The 17,128-nt window shown below is 66.9% G+C and carries 18 protein-coding genes; 9 read left to right on the plus strand and 9 right to left on the minus strand.

All coding sequences use genetic code 11. The annotated features are described in order from the left end of the window. Nucleotides 1–52 precede the first annotated feature (52 nt). Together AC5Y46_RS08660 and AC5Y46_RS08665 are read left to right on the plus strand one after the other, a co-directional pair. Nucleotides 53–493: a hypothetical protein gene (locus AC5Y46_RS08660; protein ID WP_499945915.1), complete on the plus strand. Its 441-nt coding sequence runs from the start codon at nt 53–55 to the stop codon at nt 491–493. A gap of 174 nt (nt 494–667) precedes the next feature. Then, nucleotides 668–1,831 (plus strand): LLM class flavin-dependent oxidoreductase, encoded by a 1,164-nt coding sequence (locus AC5Y46_RS08665; RefSeq protein WP_499990711.1) that lies wholly within the window; start codon nt 668–670, stop codon nt 1,829–1,831. 25 nt (nt 1,832–1,856) lie between these two features. Here the strand turns inward: AC5Y46_RS08665 and AC5Y46_RS08670 are convergent, their stop codons facing one another. Next, complete coding sequence (locus AC5Y46_RS08670) at nt 1,857–2,321, minus strand: SRPBCC family protein (RefSeq protein ID WP_499945913.1); 465 nt, start codon at nt 2,319–2,321, stop codon at nt 1,857–1,859. An 85-nt stretch (nt 2,322–2,406) separates the two neighbouring features. On the opposite strand from AC5Y46_RS08670, the gene AC5Y46_RS08675 reads away from it, so the two are divergent. From AC5Y46_RS08675 to AC5Y46_RS08695, 5 genes are read left to right on the plus strand one after another with little or no spacing between them, the layout of a single operon-like run. Further along, nucleotides 2,407–3,270 (plus strand): lysophospholipid acyltransferase family protein, encoded by an 864-nt coding sequence (locus AC5Y46_RS08675; RefSeq protein WP_499945912.1) that lies wholly within the window; start codon nt 2,407–2,409, stop codon nt 3,268–3,270. A gap of 41 nt (nt 3,271–3,311) precedes the next feature. Continuing rightward, entirely contained in the window at nt 3,312–4,427 is a 1,116-nt protein-coding gene (locus tag AC5Y46_RS08680) for a serine hydrolase domain-containing protein (protein WP_499990783.1), read from the plus strand. Nucleotides 4,428–4,448: 21 nt separating this feature from the next. Beyond that, nucleotides 4,449–5,726 (plus strand): lipase LipD, encoded by a 1,278-nt coding sequence (lipD, locus tag AC5Y46_RS08685; RefSeq protein WP_499990712.1) that lies wholly within the window; start codon nt 4,449–4,451, stop codon nt 5,724–5,726. Between the two features lie 28 nt (nt 5,727–5,754). Beyond that, the gene (locus AC5Y46_RS08690) at nt 5,755–7,578 is read left to right on the plus strand and encodes a fatty acyl-AMP ligase (protein ID WP_499990713.1); all 1,824 of its coding nucleotides are present in this window, start codon (nt 5,755–5,757) and stop codon (nt 7,576–7,578) included. Beyond that, a complete protein-coding gene (locus AC5Y46_RS08695; RefSeq protein WP_499990714.1) occupies nt 7,575–8,342 on the plus strand; it encodes a YqjF family protein in 768 nt (255 codons plus the stop codon). The genes AC5Y46_RS08690 and AC5Y46_RS08695 overlap by 4 nt, the downstream gene beginning before the upstream one ends. On the opposite strand, the gene AC5Y46_RS08700 is transcribed toward AC5Y46_RS08695, so the two are convergent. Further along, complete coding sequence (locus AC5Y46_RS08700) at nt 8,336–8,788, minus strand: hypothetical protein (RefSeq protein WP_499990716.1); 453 nt, start codon at nt 8,786–8,788, stop codon at nt 8,336–8,338. The genes AC5Y46_RS08695 and AC5Y46_RS08700 overlap by 7 nt on opposite strands. Before the next feature lie 19 nt (nt 8,789–8,807). Here AC5Y46_RS08700 and AC5Y46_RS08705 point away from each other — a divergent pair, with 19 nt between their 5' ends. Further along, nucleotides 8,808–9,284: a nuclear transport factor 2 family protein gene (locus AC5Y46_RS08705; protein ID WP_499990717.1), complete on the plus strand. Its 477-nt coding sequence runs from the start codon at nt 8,808–8,810 to the stop codon at nt 9,282–9,284. On the opposite strand, the gene AC5Y46_RS08710 is transcribed toward AC5Y46_RS08705, so the two are convergent. Together AC5Y46_RS08710 and AC5Y46_RS08715 are read right to left on the minus strand one after the other, a co-directional pair. After that, a complete protein-coding gene (locus tag AC5Y46_RS08710) occupies nt 9,281–10,018 on the minus strand; it encodes a DJ-1/PfpI family protein (protein WP_499990718.1) in 738 nt (245 codons plus the stop codon). The two genes, AC5Y46_RS08705 and AC5Y46_RS08710, sit on opposite strands and share 4 nt — an antisense overlap. Before the next feature lie 37 nt (nt 10,019–10,055). After that, the gene (locus AC5Y46_RS08715) at nt 10,056–11,006 is read right to left on the minus strand and encodes a GlxA family transcriptional regulator (RefSeq protein ID WP_499990785.1); all 951 of its coding nucleotides are present in this window, start codon (nt 11,004–11,006) and stop codon (nt 10,056–10,058) included. Between the two features lie 110 nt (nt 11,007–11,116). Here AC5Y46_RS08715 and tpx point away from each other — a divergent pair, with 110 nt between their 5' ends. Beyond that, entirely contained in the window at nt 11,117–11,611 is a 495-nt protein-coding gene (gene tpx / locus AC5Y46_RS08720; RefSeq protein ID WP_499990719.1) for a thiol peroxidase, read from the plus strand. A 5-nt stretch (nt 11,612–11,616) separates the two neighbouring features. Here the strand turns inward: tpx and AC5Y46_RS08725 are convergent, their stop codons facing one another. The 5 genes from AC5Y46_RS08725 to AC5Y46_RS08745 all read right to left on the minus strand — a co-directional run bounded on the left by AC5Y46_RS08725 (nt 11,617) and on the right by AC5Y46_RS08745 (nt 17,094). Beyond that, nucleotides 11,617–14,859 carry a LuxR C-terminal-related transcriptional regulator gene (locus AC5Y46_RS08725; protein WP_499990786.1) on the minus strand — a complete coding sequence of 1,081 codons (3,243 nt, stop codon included), beginning with the start codon at nt 14,857–14,859 and terminating at the stop codon, nt 11,617–11,619. Between the two features lie 137 nt (nt 14,860–14,996). After that, on the minus strand, nt 14,997–15,149 hold the full coding sequence (locus AC5Y46_RS08730; protein WP_499945902.1) for a hypothetical protein: 153 nt from the start codon (nt 15,147–15,149) through the stop codon (nt 14,997–14,999). A gap of 327 nt (nt 15,150–15,476) precedes the next feature. Beyond that, the gene (locus AC5Y46_RS08735) at nt 15,477–16,424 is read right to left on the minus strand and encodes an NAD(P)H-dependent flavin oxidoreductase (RefSeq protein WP_499990721.1); all 948 of its coding nucleotides are present in this window, start codon (nt 16,422–16,424) and stop codon (nt 15,477–15,479) included. Then, entirely contained in the window at nt 16,414–16,815 is a 402-nt protein-coding gene (locus AC5Y46_RS08740; RefSeq protein WP_499990723.1) for an NYN domain-containing protein, read from the minus strand. Before AC5Y46_RS08740 ends, AC5Y46_RS08735 begins: the two co-directional genes overlap by 11 nt. 18 nt (nt 16,816–16,833) lie before the next feature. Further along, nucleotides 16,834–17,094: a hypothetical protein gene (locus AC5Y46_RS08745; protein ID WP_499945899.1), complete on the minus strand. Its 261-nt coding sequence runs from the start codon at nt 17,092–17,094 to the stop codon at nt 16,834–16,836. Between the last annotated feature and the right edge of the window lie 34 nt (nt 17,095–17,128).

The following is a 17,128-nucleotide window of genomic DNA, read 5'->3' on the forward strand; positions in this document are numbered from 1 at the left end:
GGGTATGCGACCCGAGCACATTTGCAGACAACAGTGAAGATTGGTGAGTCTGATGAGATCTGAAGCCAGGACGGCGTTTGCGGTCTTCGGCGGCGGCGCCATGCTCGTCATGGCCGTGGCCTGCGGCGGCGGCGACAACAAGTCGCCCAGCAGCAGCACCACTCCGTCAACGCCGGCGACGTCGACGAGCGCTCCCGCCAATTCGGAGACCTCACCCGCTCCGAGCGGCACCGGCGGACCCGGCGGTGGCGGCGGCAGCGTGCCCGGTGGCCCGAGCGGCGGGGGCGGACCCGGTGGTGGCGGCGGCAGCGTGCCCGGTGGCCCGAGCGGCGGCGGCGGACCCGGCGGCGGCGGCGGTGGCGTACCCGGTGGCCCGACCGGCGGCGGCGGACCCGGTGGCGGCGGTGGCACTATTCCCGGCGTCGGCGGTGGCGGCGGCGGACCGGGCGGTGGCGGCGGCTGCGTCGGCAACATCTGCGGCGGCTTTCCGTGATCGACCGCTCACATTGATATCGGCGGACGAGATGTCGACCGACAAGGACCGGGGGTGACCCCGGTCCTTGTTTGTTGCGGCCCCGGGACCAGTGGGACTGTTCCGGCGGGCGTCGTCGCCGGGCTACACCCGCCGGGCTAGGGTTCGGTCAGCGTCGATCGCAAGGGAGCCCCGATGGCGAAGCTCAGGTTCGGATATTTCATCGCACCATTCCACCGCGCCGGCACCAACCCGACGCTCGCTCTGCAGCGTGATCTGGAGTTCGTCGAACATCTCGACGCGCTGGGATTCGACGAGGCATGGATCGGCGAGCACCACTCGGCCGGCAGCGAAATCATCAGTTCCCCAGAGATATTCATCGGGGCGGCGGCTCAGCGGGCCAAGCGGATTCGATTCGGCACCGGTGTCATCTCGCTGTCCTACCACAACCCGCTGTGGGTGGCGGACCGGCTGATGCTGCTCGATCACCTCACCCACGGCCGCATCATCGGCGGGGTCGGCCCCGGATCACTGCCCACCGACTCGTCCATGATCGGGCTGACGCCCACCGACACCCGCGAGTTGCTCGAGACCAACCTCGACATCGTGGTCCGGCTGCTGGCGGGGGAGACGGTCAGCGCCAAGACCCCCACCCACCAACTCTTCGACGCCAGGCTGCAGCTCGCCCCCTACTCAGACGGTGGGATTCCGCTGGCGGTCGCCGCGGTCGCGTCGCCGACGGGAGCGCGACTGGCCGGCAAGCACGGCATCGGGTTGCTGTCCATCGGCGCGACACTGGTCGTCGAGGGCTTCGACGCGCTGGCCTACCACTGGGGCATCGTCGAGGAGCGTGCGGCGAAATTCGGCACCCGCGTCGACCGCAGCAACTGGACTCTGGTGGGGCCCATGCACATCGCCGAAACCGACGAACAAGCCCGCGCCGACGTGAAATTCGGCATCGAACCCTGGTTCCGCTATTTCCAGAAGGTGGCCGCCTTCCCGCAGATGACGATGCCGGGGGACCGGCTCGACGAGATGATCGACATGATCAACGAGAACGGCGCCGGGGTGATCGGCACCCCCGAGCGTGCCCGGGAACAGGTCCAGCGGTTGTGGGATCAATCCGGTGGTTTCGGCTGCATGCTGCAGATGGGCCACGAGTGGGCCAATCCGGCCGCGACCAGACGCTCGGCCGAGCTGTTCGCCGCGGAAGTGATGCCGCACTTCCAGGGACAGGCCGAACCCACGTTGGCAGCCGCGGAACGCGCCGGCCAGATGCGTGAGGGACTGGCTCAGACGCAGTTGCAGGCCATCGAGCACATGACCAAGAAATACCAGGACGAGGTCGGAGCTCAGTAACTGCGAAAAGCGTTGTCCGCCAAGGCTACCGGGTAGGCGATTCGCGCTCGGCCGCCTTCACCAACTTGCCCGCGAAGTACTTGACCGCGCCGCCCATCGCGGCACGCGCGGCCGCGCCGGTCCCGCGTCCCTTCTCGGTGAACGACCCGCCCCAGTAGATATTGGTGCCGCCCGTCTGGGTCGGGGTCAGTACCACCTCGGCGACGTAATCGGTGACCGGCTGCCGGGATCCCACCAGCTTGTAGACGTGCCGGTAGTCCTGTTCGTACTCGACGGTTTCCTCCTGCACGAACACCGGCCACATGCCGAGCTTGCGGATGGCTCCGACCCCACCCGGGGCGGGGTCGCCCTGCCGCACCCAACTGGAGGTCATGACGACGGGCTTTGCCCAGGACGACCAGTTGCCACCGTCGGTCACCAGCCGGAACACAGTTGCGGGGGGTGCACTGGTGGTCTTGTTGACCTCGAATGTGAACTTGCGACCCGACATGTCAAACTCCCCGTCTCGATGAATGTCGCCGTGTACCCTACCGCGCGGCCGGTAGGCGACCCCGGGCCGGACCTTCGCAACGGAAGTGATTCCGTGCGGCCGCCGGCAGGGGCATACTCACCATGTGCCGAAAGCCGACGACGTCACCGAGTTGGCCACCCTCACCAAGGCCGACGTCGCAGCGGCGCTGAACGTGCTGAAGCCGTTGCGAAAGTTGATCAAGCCCAAGGTATATGGCATTGACAACGTGCCGACCGAACGCGCGCTGCTGGTAGGCAATCACAACACGCTCGGCATCGTCGATGCGCCGTTGCTGGCGGCCGAACTGTGGGAGCGGGACAGATTGGTCCGCTCCCTCGGTGACCACGCCCACTTCAAAGTTCCCGGCTGGGGGGACGGGCTGAAGAGGATGGGCGTGGTCGACGGCACCCGGGAGAATGCCGCCGAATTGATGCGACGCGGTGAACTCGTGATGGTGTTCCCCGGCGGTGGCCGTGAAGTCAACAAACGCAAGAACGAACGCTACAAGTTGGTCTGGAAGAACCGACTCGGGTTCGCGCGCTTGGCGATTCGATTCGGCTACCCGATCGTGCCGTTCGCCTCGGTGGGCGCCGAACACGGCATCGACATCGTGCTGGACAACCAATCCCCGCTGTTGGCGCCGGTGCAGTTCCTGGCCGAGAAGCTGCTGGGGGTTTCTGACGCGCCGCCGCTGGTGCGTGGCGTGGGCCTGACGCCGCTGCCGCGTCCCGAACGGCAGTACTACTGGTTCGGTGAGCCGATCGGCACCGCTGAATTCCAGGGTCAGGAAGATGACGACAACGCCGCCCGCAAGGTGCGCGAACGTACCGCCGCAGCGATCGAGGACGGTATCGAACTGATGCTCGCCGAACGCGAAGCCGACCCGAACCGCTCCGTGGTCGGGCGGCTACTGCGCACCGATGCCTGACCAGTCAGCGAATGGATGAGATTGCCCGACAACCGATGTCGATGACGAATAGGTTCTCTCGCTGCCGGTGCGGCGCGGCGTGGCTGATCTCAGTGCTGGTGATCGCCGGTTGCAGTAATGCCCATGACGCGCCCGTCTCCGGGACCGGCACCGCGACCACGACAGTCTCCGGCGCCCAGGCCGGAAACAGCCAGCACGTGCTGGACTCCGCGGTCAAGGCCGACGGGCCGGGCTGTTCGGCCGCGGTGGGCATCGAGGGTCGTATCGCCTGGACCGGCGTCGCGGGTCTGGCCGACTTGAGCAACAAGACCAAGATCACTGCGGACACGGTCTTCGACATCGCTTCGGTGTCCAAGCAGTTCACCGCCACGTCGATTCTGTTGCTGTCCGAGGCGGGCAGACTCACGCTGGACGATCGGCTGTCGCAGCACCTGCCCGAGATGCCGCCGTGGGCCGCAAGCGTCAGCCTGGCCCAGCTGATGCATCACACCAGCGGGATCCCCGACTACTCGAACCTGCTTCAGGAGCAAGGATTCAGCTACACCGACCGCACCACCGAAGCGCAGGCGCTGCAGGCGCTGGTGTCGGCGCCGGAGTTGAGCTTCAGGCCCGGTTCGCGCTACGAGTACAACAACTCCAACTACCTGTTGCTCGGCGAGATCGTGCACCGCGTCTCGGGTCGTGCGCTCGCGGACTTCATCGGCGCCGAGATCTTCCGTCCGCTCGGCCTGAACATGGCGCTCGAGCCCGTCGCCAAGTTTCCGAACAAGGCTGTGGCGTACACCAAGTCAGACGACTACCAAGTCGTGGACTTCAAATGGGAACAGGTCGGCGACGGCGGCATCCAGACCACACCCGGCCAGTTGGTTCGGTGGGCCGACAACTATCGGACCGGCAAGGTCGGCGGTCCACAGCTGCTCGACGCGCAACTGGCCGGGGCGGTGGAGACCGAGCCGGGCGGCGGCGACCGCTACGGCGCCGGGATCCAGTCACTTGCCAACGGCATGCTCGATCATCCCGGGGTTTGGGCCGGCTTCGTCACCGCGTTCCGCATCAGCAGTGACCGTCGCACGGCCGTGGCCGTCAGCTGCAACGTCGACAATCAGGACCCCGGGGCCATGATCGACGCGCTGGGCAGCATCTGGATGCCGGGCTAGCAAGCTGCCATCATTCACGGTATGGCGCAACCGTCGATTCTCACCAGCGACAATGGTTTACCTTCCGGCGTGCAGGGCGCGTGTGATTCCCGCTTCCTGAATGTGACCCGTGCGTTCGCCGGGTTGTATCCCGGGCGCAAGTTCGGCGGCGGGGCTCTGTCGGTGTTCGTCGACGGCCGACAGGTGGTCGACGTCTGGACGGGCTATTCGGACCGCAAGGGCGACGTGCTGTGGACCGCCGACACCGGCGCCATGGTGTTTTCGGCGACAAAAGGCTTGGCCGCCACCATCATTCACCTTCTCGTCGATCGCGGTCTGCTGTCCTACGATGCGCCGGTCGCCGACTACTGGCCCGAGTTCGCGGCCAACGGCAAGTCCGAGATCACCGTCAGCGACGTCTTGCGGCACCGCGCCGGTCTGTCGCACCTCAAGGGCGTCGACAAGGACACGATCATGGACCACCTGCTGATGGAGCAGCGTCTGGCGGCGGCCCCGGTGGACCGCGCGCACGGCAAGATGGCCTACCACGCGATCACCTACGGCTGGTTGCTCTCCGGTCTGGCCCGCGCGGCCACCGGCAAAGGGATGCGGGAACTGTTCCGAGAGGAACTCGCCCGCCCACTGAACACCGACGGGTTGCACCTCGGCCGGCCACCGGCCGAGTGTCCGACCAAGGCCGCGCAGACGCTGCTGCCCCAGGCCAAGATCCCGACCCCGCTGCTGGACTTCATCGCTCCCAAGGTCGCGGGGCTGTCCTTCTCCGGGCTGCTCGGCTCGATTTATTTCCCCGGCATCATGTCGATGCTGCAGGACGACATGCCGTTTTTGGATGGCGAGCTGCCAGCGGTCAACGGCGTGGTGACCGCACGCGCGCTGGCGAAGACGTACGCGGTGCTGGCCAACGACGGCGTCATCGACGGCACCCGGGTGCTGTCGTCGGAGGCGGTATCCGGGATGAAGGGCAAGGCCGAACTGTGGCCGGACCTGAACCTGGGTCTGCCCTTCACCTACCACCAGGGTTACCAATCATCGCCTGTCCCAGGGTTTTTGGAAGGTTACGGTCACATCGGTCTGGGCGGGACGGTCGGCTGGGCGGATCCGGAGTCCGGCAGCTCGTTCGGCTACGTGCACAATCGCCTGCTCACGCTGCTGTTGTTCGACGTCGGGTCTTTCGCGGGGTTGGCTCCGCTGCTGACCAACGCCGTCAACGCAGTGCGCAATGACGAACCGCTACAGGTTCCGCAATTCGGGTCGGGTTACCACGACTCCGGTGAGCACGAGCCGGCGGCGGGGGAGTAGCCCAGCGAGCGGTTTATAGACTGCGGTCATGGAAGGCGGTGCCCGGCAGGAGCCAGCAGTGCCCGACGGCCTGCTCGAGATCGAGGATTGCCTGGACGCCGACGGGAACATCGCGTTGCCCCCGGACACGACGCTGATCTCGCTGATCGACCGCAATATCCGCCACGTCGGCCACGAGGTCGCCTACCGTTTCCTGGACTATGGGCGCCCGGGCGAAGCACACGCCCAGGACGTGACCTGGGCGCAGTTCGGGGTTCGGCTGCGCGCGGTCGCCGCACACATTCAGCAGCATGCCGGGCCCGGTGACCGGGTCGCGATACTGGCGTCGCAGAGCATCGACTGGGTCGTCGGCTACTACGCCGCGATCAAGGCGGGCACCATCGCGGTGCCGCTGTTCGCTCCCGAGCTACCCGGCCACGCCGAACGTCTGCAAACCGCGCTTCTTGACTCGAAGCCGACCGTCGTCCTCACCACGACCGCGGCCAAGGATGCCGTCGAGAGCTTTCTGAAAACCGTTGCCGGGCTTGCCGAGCCGCGGGTACTGGTCGTCGACCAGATCCCCGACGCGACCCAGGACCTGTTCGTCCCCGTGGCGCTGGACATGGACGCGGTGTCCTATCTGCAGTACACCTCCGGTGCGACCCGGCCGCCCGTGGGCGTGGAGATCACCCACCGGGCGGTGGCGACCAACCTGACCCAGATGATCCTGTCGATCGACCTGCTCAACCGGAACACCCATGGCGTGAGCTGGTTGCCGCTCTACCACGACATGGGCCTGTCGATGATCGGCTTTCCCACCGTCTACGGGGGCCACACCACGCTGATGTCACCCACGGCGTTCGTGCGCCGGCCGCAACGCTGGATTCAGGCACTGTCGGACGGCTCGCGGACCGGCCGTGTGGTCACCGCGGCGCCCAACTTCGCCTACGAGTGGGCGGCGCAGCGCGGTCTGCCCGCCGCCGGGCACGACATCGACCTCGGAAACGTCGTGCTGATCATCGGCTCCGAGCCGGTCAGCGTCGACGCGGTGCGGACCTTCGAGAAGGCGTTCACCCCATATGGGTTGCCGCGCACCGCATTCAAACCCTCCTACGGTATCGCCGAGGCGACGCTGATGATCGCCACCATCGACCACGCCGCCGAGACCTCGGTGATCTATCTGGACCGTGAGCAACTCGGTGCGGGGCGCGCGGTCCGGGTGGCCCCGGATGCGCCCAACGCCGTCGCGCAGGTGTCGTGCGGCCAGGTGGCCCGCAGTCTGTGGCTGGTCATCGTCGACCCGCAAACCGGTTGCGAACTGCCCGACGGTCAGATCGGCGAGCCGTGGCTGCAGGGCGACAACGTGGGACGCGGTTATTGGGGACGCCCGCAGGAGACGCGTGCGACGTTCGGCGCCAAGCTGAAGTCGACCCTCCCGGCAGGTAGCCATGCCACTGGATCCGATGTCGACGGGAACTGGCTGCGCACCGGCGACCTGGCCGTCTACCTCGACGGCGAGCTCTACGTCACCGGCCGGATCGCCGATCTGGTGACCGTCGACGGTCGCAACCACTACCCGCAGGACATCGAGGCCACCGTGGCCGAGGCGTCGCCGATGGTGCGACGGGGATACGTGACGGTGTTCGTCGGGCCGGACGGTTTGGTGGTCATCGCCGAACGCGCCACCGGCACCAGCCGCGCCGACCCGGCACCCGCGATGGACGCCATCCGCGCCGCGGTGTCCAGCCGGCACGGCCTGCCGGTCGCCGACGTGCGTTTCCTGCCGGCCGGTGCCATCCCGCGAACCACCAGCGGCAAGCTGGCCCGCGTCGCGTGCCGCGCGCAATATCTGGACGGCACCCTGATCCGGTGAGCGCCACCCCGTCTGCCGACGAACCCGACCGGGCCCCGGAACTGGTGGGGTATCCGGTCACACCGCCGCCGCTGGTGCGTCCGGTCACCTTCGACCAATACTGGAGCGAACTGACCTTCATCCACTGGCCGGTGGCGCCCGAGGGCATCGCGCACCTGTATCCGCCCGGGACCCGTCCCGACGTCTTCGCCGACGGGTGGGCTTACGTCGGCCTGGTTCCGTTCACCATGACCAGCACCAAATTGGGTGCGGCACTACCGCTTCCGTATCTCGGGTCGTTCCACGAGACGAACGTGCGGTTGTATTCGGTCGACGACGCCGGACGCCACGGGGTGCTGTTCCGGTCACTGGAAACCGAGCGACTGGCGGTGGTGCCGGTGACCCGGATCGGTCTCGGGGTGCCCTACACGTGGGCCAAGATGCGAATCACCCGCTCGGACAACCGGATCACTTACACCAGCGTCCGGCGCTGGCCGCGGCGCGGGCTGCGCTGCCTGGTGACGGTCGATGTGGGCGACGTGATCGAACCGACGCCGCTGCAGGTGTGGCTCACTGCCCGCTGGGGCGCGCACACCCGCAAGGCGGGCCGAACGTGGTGGCTGCCGAACGATCACGTGCAATGGCCGCTGCAGGCCGCGCAGATCGTGGAATTGCACGACGAGCTGGTGGCGGCGGCCGGGGTCCAGCCCGCAGGAGACCCTCTGCCTGCGATGTTTTCCCGCGGTGTGCGAACGCAATTCGGCAAACCCTGCATCGTTCAGTAACTCAGCACGTGGAAATGTCCCCGGGGACAGCGACCTTCGACGCCGCTGAAGGGCTCGTCGTCGAATTCCCGCCAGTCCCAGTGCTCACCGCAGTAGCACGCCGGGCAGTCGGGGCAGTGAAAGGGGGCATAGGCGTGGCCCATTCGATAGAGCGCCGCGGCGTCGCCGTCGGCGATTGCGTAGCTGAGCCATTCGACCCGCTCACTCGACACCGGCTGCGTGATGACGCCGAAAAACGTCTGCACCAACAACGCGGCTTGTTGCGCGGGCCGTTGCAGCACGTCCAGTTCGGCCAGCGCCTGCAAGGTGGACCCCGGCTCGTCCCCGACCGCGTCGGCAGGAGTCAGGAACTTGACCCGGCCGGCCAGGTTGCCGCAGACCGCGCAACTGAACCGGGCTTCGTCGGGCTCAGGGGCAGGCGTAGCCTTCATCTCCCGCCCGTCCATGGGCTCTAGTGTGTCCGGTATGGGCAAGTTCGCCAAAGCAGAGATCGAGCAAGCCGTCCGCAACTACACGACCGTCGTCGAAGGCTGCTCGGCGTCGGGCGACTGGCGTCCGTTCGCGGATCTGTTCACCGAGGATGTCGTCTACATCGAGCATCACTACGGGACTTTCCACGGCCGCGAGGAGGTACGTGAATGGATCGTGGCCGTGATGGCGCCGTTCCCGCACATGCGGTTTCCCGCCGGCTGGACCGCCTACGACGAAGACAACGACGCCGTAGTCATCATGATCAAGAATCTGCTCGATCACCCCACCGACCCCGACGGCGAGCCGTTCTGGTTCCCGAACTGGACCCGGCTGGTCTACGCCGGCGACGGTCTGTTCTCCAGTGAAGAGGACATCTACAACCCGAACCGCGACGCCCCCGGCGCCGTCGGCGCCTGGCTGGAGGCCGGCGGCCGGTTCGCGTCCAAGAAGTTTCCGGAACCCCGCACTTAGACGCGGGCCAACGACCGCTTGCGCCGACGCGTGCGCGCGACCTGCAGTGCGCGGTCCCACGCCAGCAGCGTCGCGGCCTTGAGGGTGGCGGGTGCGGCACTGTCCTTGGACAACAACGCCGTGGCCGCGGCTTTGGTCGTAACCGACGCCTTGGACATGTGGCCCGAGTCGAACGGCGGCTGCGGGTCGTATTCGAGGGCCAACTGGATGGCCTTGGCGCGCGCCTGGCCACTGATCTGGCCGGCCAGCCAGAGCCCGAGATCCAGACCCGCGGACACGCCTGCGCTGGTGATGATGTTGTCCTCGTGCACAATTCGTTCGTCGGCGACCGGCGTGACGCCGAACGCCTTCAGCGCGGGCAGGGTGATCCAGTGCGATGTCGCGCGCCGATCCTGAAGCAGGCCGGCGGCCGCCAGGATCACCGAACCGGAGCACACCGACGTGGTCCAGCTGGCAGTCTGGTGAGCTTGACGCAGCCAGCCGAGCAGCTTCTCGTCGCGTGCGTGCACCGGCGTCCCCGGACCGCCCGGCACCAGGATGACGTCGGGCGAAGGTGTTTCGGCCAGCGTGTGGGTGGCGCCGATCACCAGCACGCCGGAATCGGCGGTGACCGGCCCGACCTCGTGCCAGACGAAGCGCACCTCAGCGTGCGGCAGTTGACGCAGCATCTCGTAGGGGCCGATCATGTCCAGCGCAGTGAATCCCGGGTAGGCCACGAAGGCGATCTGGGTCATGGGTGTTCTCCTTGGTTTCTCGAGCAGACGCTGGCGATCAGGCGAACGCCTTGCGGTACTGATCAGGTGGGATGCCGACGCGCCGAATGAAGTTGCGCCGCATGGTTTCCGCGGTGCCGAAGCCGCACCGCGACGCGATCGCCACGACGGTGTCGTCGGTTTCCTCGAGTTGCCGGCGCGCGGCCTCGGTGCGCACGCGTTCGACGTACTGCCCGGGCGCCTCCCCGACCTCTTCGGTGAACACCCGGGTGAAGTGCCGCGGGCTCATCGCCGCCCGCCGCGCCAACTCGTCGACGCTGTGTGAACCACCCGGTTCGGACTCGATGGCCTCCTGCACATCCCGGATCGACGTCCGTTTGGCCCGCGGCATCCACACCGGTGCGGCGAACTGGGTCTGCCCGCCGGGACGCCGCAGATACAACACCAGCCAGCGGGCGACCGTCTGCGCCACCTCGGTGCCGTAATCGTCCTCCACCAGCGACAGCGCCAGGTCGATCCCGGCGGCGACGCCTGCGGCGGTCCAGATGCGTGCGCTGCTGCGGACGAAAATCGGGTCGGGATCGACCTCGATGTCCGGAAACTCAGCGGACAACCGGTCGGCGAACGCCCAGTGCGTGGTCGCGCGATGCCCGTCCAGCAATCCGGCTTCGGCTGCCAGGAAGGCGCCCGTGCAGACCGTGACGATGCGGCGGGCGGTTCGGGCCACCGCCTTGATCCAGTCCAGAAACTCGGGGTTGGCCCGTGCAGCGTCGACGCCGCCGCCACCCGGCAGCACGACGGTATCGACCCGGTCGCGGGGATCGGGGAGCGGCGCGGCGGTGAAGCCCAACCCCGCGGCGGTGCTGATGGTTTGTCCCTCCAGCGAGGCCACGAGAACGTCGTAACCGCCCTGAGTCAGCAAAGATGCACCGGTGAACACTTCGTAGGGCCCGATCAGATCAAGCGCCTGCACTCCCGGGAAGCCGGCGATGACGACTTTGCGTGCCATGCGGACAGTCTTGGCCATGCGACACCATGGCGTCTACGTCATGGTGCCCACGAATCAGGACATCAGGACCCGATCAAGGGCGGCGGGGCGCTGCTTGGCAGACTGTGCACATGGCACAGATAACTTTGCGCGGAAATGCGATCAACACCGTCGGCGACCTTCCCGCCGTTGGCTCCCCGGCCCCGGCATTCACCTTGACCGGCGGCGATCTCGGCACGGTCAGCAACGAACAGTTCGGCGGTAAAGCCGTGTTGCTGAACATCTTCCCGTCGGTGGACACCCCGGTGTGCGCGAAGAGCGTGAAGACGTTCAACGAGCGCGCCGGTGCCACCGGCGCGTCGGTGGTGTGCGTGTCCAAGGATCTGCCGTTCGCCCAGCAGCGGTTCTGCGGCGCCGAGGGCACCGAGAATGTCACGACCGCCTCGGCGTTCCGGGACAGCTTCGGTGAGGACTATGGCGTCACGATCGCCGACGGCCCGATGGCCGGGTTGCTGGCCCGCGCCATCGTGGTGATCGGCGCCGACGGCAACGTCACCTACACCGAACTGGTGCCCGAGATCGCCCAGGAGCCCGATTACGACGCCGCGCTGGCCGCGCTGGACTGACAACCTCAGCCGCGCCGTGCCGCTTCCTGGGCGAGCTGCACCCGCGAACTGAACCCGAGCTTGGTGTAGATGTGCGTCAGATGCGCCTGCACGGTGCGCGGTGAGACGAACAACCGTGCCGCGACTTCTTTGTTGCCCAGGCCCGCACTGACCAACCTGGCCACGTCGAGTTCCGCGCGGGTCAGCGAGTCCCAGCCGGTGCTCGCGCGGGTGCGCTCACCGCGGCCGCGGCGGACGTAGGCGATCGCCTCCTCGATCGTCACGGCCGCACCCTCATCCCAGGCGGCTTGAAACTCGTTCTCGCCCAACTGGTCTCGGACCGCGGCGAGCTGACTCTCATGATCGGCTTCGAGCATCGGGAATCGGACGACACCGGTGGACTGGCGTGCGGCAGCGGCAATTCCGAACAGGCGTGCCGCTTCTCGCTGATTACCGGCCTCCGCCGCAAGGTAGGCCAGGCATTCGAACGCCTCCGCCACACTCATGTAGCCGTGGGATTGGTCCGCCACGATGAGTGCCTGGAGCGCATCGTCGCCGGCTTGCTCGAACTCGCGCTGCGTGATCGCGACGCGGGCTCGGGTAGCCAGCGCCGCCACCAGCGAGATGTCCTTTGCCGCCGCCACCACCTCGTCGGCACGGCGGCGCGCTGCGGCGAGGTCGCCGCCGAGCAACGGCAATGCCGACACCACGTAAGTGACCACCGTCGCGGGCGTTATCGGGGTGCGCTGCAGTGCCGCTTCGTATGCCTCGCACGCCCCGGTGATGTCCCCCCGGAACAGCTTGATGAGGCCGATCGCCGAGTAGCCGACGCGGTCCACGAGTTCGCCCGGTTTCGAGCGATCGTCCAGAAACTCATCCATCGCCGCCTGTGCGCCGTCCACGTCGCCTTGCCAGACCAGCGCAAAAACCAGATTTATCAACGCGACTGATCGGCAGAACACATCGCGGGCTGTTGTCGAATCGACGATGACCTCGCGCAGCGGGGCGGTGGCCAGCCTCACCTCGCCCCGATCGGTGTGCGCGGTCGCGAGTGCCAACCGACACACCCGTGCGGTGGACTGATCACCGATCGCTTCGGCAAGTTCACGACCTTCGGTCGCCGCGGCACGGATGGCGTCGTGGTCACCCACCACCATTCCGGCTACCGATCGCCAGCCCAGAATCCCGCTCAGTCGCCATTGGTCGCCGAGTTCGCGAGCCAGCGCGGCGGCTTCGACGAAGTCCGCTCGTGCGACGTCGGCGTCATAGGCGTACGCGTTTCCGTGCGTCACGAGCGCCCGCATGAGCACATCAGGCTCGGCGATCTCGCGTGCCAGGGCAAGCCCCTGTTCGGCGATCGGCGCGCTGTCGGTGGTGCCGAGATAGGCGAGTATCAGACCTTTGTCGGCCAGTGCCCGCACGCGCGCCGAATCATAGTCAGTATCGGTGGTGGCCTCGGCCGCCAGCGCGGCGTCGAGCAGGGCGAGACCTTCCTTCAAGCGCCACCGCGAAAACCACAGTGGCTGAAGGCATGCCGCGAGCCGCAACGCCGGCACGCTGTCACCGTTCTCCAGCGACCAGGCGAATGCGGCTCTGAGATTGTCGATCTCGATCTCCGCCTGCTCGAGGCGCTGCGCATGATCGGCGCCGCCCGGTGCGTCGAGCTCGGCTGCCAGTGCGGTGTAGTAGTCCCGATGGCGGGTGCCGATGCCGTCGGCCTCGCCGGATTCGCCCAATTTCTCCAGCGCATATTGGCGGACGGTCTCCAGCAGCCGGTATCGCGTTCGGCCGCAGCGGTTTTCAGCATTCAGTAGCGACTTGTCCACGAGCAGGGTGAGTTGGTCGAGCACCTGGTAGCGTTCCACGCCGGCCTCGGCGGAAATCGCATGGGCGGCGGGCAGATCGAAGCCGCCGAGAAAGACGGCCAGCCGCCGAAACAGCACCCGTTCGCTATCGGTGAGTAGGGCATGCGACCAGTCCACCGAGGCATGCAACGTCTGCTGACGGCGCACCGCCCGGCGAGCGCCGCCGGTGAGCAGGCGGAAGCGATCGTGCAGTCCGGCGAGGATTTCGTCGAGGGTCAGCGCCCGCACCCGCGCCGCGGCGAGTTCGATGGCCAGCGGCATGCCGTCGAGCCTTCGGCAGATCTCGGTGACCGTCGCGGCATTGTCCTCGGAGACAGCGAAATCCGACTGCGCGCGGCGGGCGCGGTCGGTGAACAACTGGATCGCTTCGTCGGCCAGCGACAACGACGGCACCACGTAGGTGACCTCGCCGGGCACCCCGATCGGTTCCCGGCTCGTGGTCAGCAACCGCAGCTCCGGGCACGCCCCGAGGATCGCCGTTGCCAGCGATGCGCTCGCATCCAGGAGATGCTCACAGTTGTCGAGCACAATCAGCAGGCGCTGATCGGCGATGAATCGGATCAGGGTGTCCGGCGTCGACTGACCGGACTCGTCGGGTAGGCCCAGCGCGCGAGCGACCGCTACCGGCACGACGTCGGCGTCGGTGAGGGGAGCCAGGTCGACGTACCACACCCCACCGGGCATCCGAGGGGTCAGTGCCGCTGCGACCTCGAGGCCCAGCCGCGTCTTGCCCGACCCGCCCGCGCCGGTCAGTGTCACCAGCCGGTTGGCGCTCAGCAGCTCACTCAGCTCGGCTGTCTGCCCGGCCCGCCCGACAAAGCTGGTGAGTTGCACCGGAAGGTTCTGCGTCGCAGCCGTTTTCGCAACCCGCAGGGACGGGAACTCGTTGCGCAGGTCCGGATGGCAGAGCTGCAGCACGCGCTCGGGCCGGGCGAAGTCCCGCAGCGGATGTGAACCCAGATCCGTGAGTGTGACGGCTGCCGGCAACTGGTCGATGACCAGCAGCTCGGTCGCTCCGGAGAGCACGGTTTGACCGCCGTGCGCGAGGTCGCGCAACCGGGCGGTGCGGTTGATCGTCGAGCCGATGTAGTTGCTCTCGTCGCGCAACTGCACATCCCCGGTGTGGATGCCGATGCGCAACTTGATCGGCGCCGGCGCCGTTTGCTGCAACTCCAGCGCGCAACTGAGCGCGTCCACGGCGCGGCCGAACGCGATCACGAAGCTGTCGCCCTCACCCTGTTCGACGGGTCGCACACCGTGGTGGGTGGCGGTCGCGTCCGAAAGATGGAGGTCCAGGCGCTCGACCGCGGCCCGCATCGCGTCCGGGTCGGTCTCCCACAGTCGGGTCGAACCCTCGACGTCGGCCAGCAGCAAGGTGACGGTTCCGGTCGGAAGCTCACTCATGTCTGCGTCCAAGTCCAGATCGGGCAGGCTGGTTTCGGTCATGCTAGCCAGCATGCGGTGACCTGCGGCTCAAATCATCAGCGAAATCGCCAATTGGCCTGGTGTCGGCATGCGTACGTGCACGCCGCGGACGGGCGTCAGGGGGTGGTGTGCGTTGTCATCACCGCGGCACGCGGCTGGAGCGGCGGATTGGTACCGGCCGGGCACCCCGCGAGCATGGTCGCAGCGACCGCTGTCATCACCAGGCCCAGCACCACGCGAACCGCCAGGATTCGGTGTTCGTCGGTCATGCGCGCTCCCTGAGTCCGCGATCGTGATTTGTGGGATATTAGCGCTGCGGCACGTTATCGGGAATAGCCCGTTGAGAATTAATGGGGAGTTCTTGAACAGCCAATTCGGGTATCCGGGAATTGACAGGACGCGTTCCCACTAGCAATCGATCCGATCGTTAAGAGTTGTTGCAAGACAGACTCTTTGACTGCTCTGGTCTTGTATCGGAACGTCGTGTCAACAAATTTGACAATGCATGAATTGACGGATTGTCGCTGCCTGCTTGTCGAATTTTTCGAACGGCGCTCATAGTCATCGGGGATGAGATCGGATATCCGCAGTACGGTTTATGTGCACGAGGCTTGGCCGAGACGACGGGCCGTCGCAGCCAGCACCTCCCGACACCCGGCCCACATGCCGGTGATGATGTCAGCCGCCGGCGGCAGATCCTCGATACGTCCGGCCACCTGACCGGTGTTGGCGACGCTGGCGTCCATGTCGCCATCGAAGTAGAGCCGCTGGACCCGTTGCAGCGCGGCGCCGCCCGCTTCCGCCGAAGCTGAGGCATCCAGCTTTTCCGCGGCGGGCGTGCGGATCACCCGCATCATCCGCCGGCCGTCCAACGGCAGTAATACGGTGCCCGTCTCGTCCGCACTCACCACCGCCTGCTTGAGATTGCCGTGGACCGGGGAGTCCGCCGAGGCGAGCAGTCGCGTGCCCATCTGCACACCCTCGGCGCCGAGGACGAGCGCAGCGGCCATGGAGCGGGCGTCGCAGATGCCGCCCGCGGCGACGATCGGGACGTCGACGTGGGCCGCGACCAACGGCAACAGCACCATCGTCGAAGCGCCGAACCGGTTCTTGAACCCGCCGCCTTCGACACCCTCGACCACCAGGCCGTCCACGCCGGCATCGACGGCCTTCCTGGCCGCCGACAAGGTACCGACGACGTGGAAGACGGTGATGCCCGCATCGTGCAGGCGTGCGGTGAACAGCCCCGGATCTCCGGCCGAGGTCGTCACGAACCGAACGCCGTTGGCCACCAACAAATCCACCATCGCCGGGTCACGGTTGAACAGCAGCGCGATGTTGGCTCCGACGGGCCGGTCGGTGAGGTCGCGTACGCGGCGCAGATCGGCACGGCCCTGCTCCGAAGTGGTCTCGATGATGCCGAGCCCGCCGGCGTTGGATACCGCGGCCGCCAGTTGCGCGCCCGCGATGTAGGTCATCGGCGCCTGAATGATCGGGATCTCGATCCGCGCGAGCGCACAGACCCGATTTTGGTCAATCGGCATGTCGTACTCCGGATTTGGCGTCGCGAGGGTCGATCAGATCACGGAATCGTTCCGCACGGTACACCGAGGCGCCCAGGCTGCGGACCCGCTCGGCAAGCACCTTGTCCGATGTCACCACTTGGATCTCGCCCGGCAGATCGGCGGCTTGCACCAGTCGCACGATCTCGTCGTCGGCGGAGTTCGCGGCCGCTCTGGGTGCATGCGTCACCTCGATAACCGACGCGGCGATGGGTGACGCCGGCGGACGCTCGAACACCACGGTCACCCGATCGTCGGCTGCTGCCCAACGGTCAAGCCGCTGCACCAACGTCGTCATGGCACGCTGACGGTCCCGCCACCATCCGTCGGGGCGGCTTCCGATCACATTCATGCCGTCGATAATCCAGCGCACACCTCACCGTACGGCGACTCAGAACCACCTACGCTTGCGCGGCGGCTGCTGAGCCTGGCTCTTGGCAGCCTCCTCCATGCTCCCGAGGGCATTGATGACCTCGAGCTGGGACAGGATCATCAACCCGTTCAACTGCTTGAGCCGTTCCGGGTTGTTCTCGATCGATTCTTCGTCGTCGACATAGACGAGCAAAAAGTTGCGCAGGGCCTGACTGCCCGCCATCCGTTCGGGCACCTTCATCTGCCGCAGGATCGAGGCCATGTCAGGTTCGTCGGTCACAACGTCGCTCCTTCACGATCGGGTGTCAGCGCTA

Source organism: Mycobacterium sp. NGS59 (assembly GCF_059812345.1).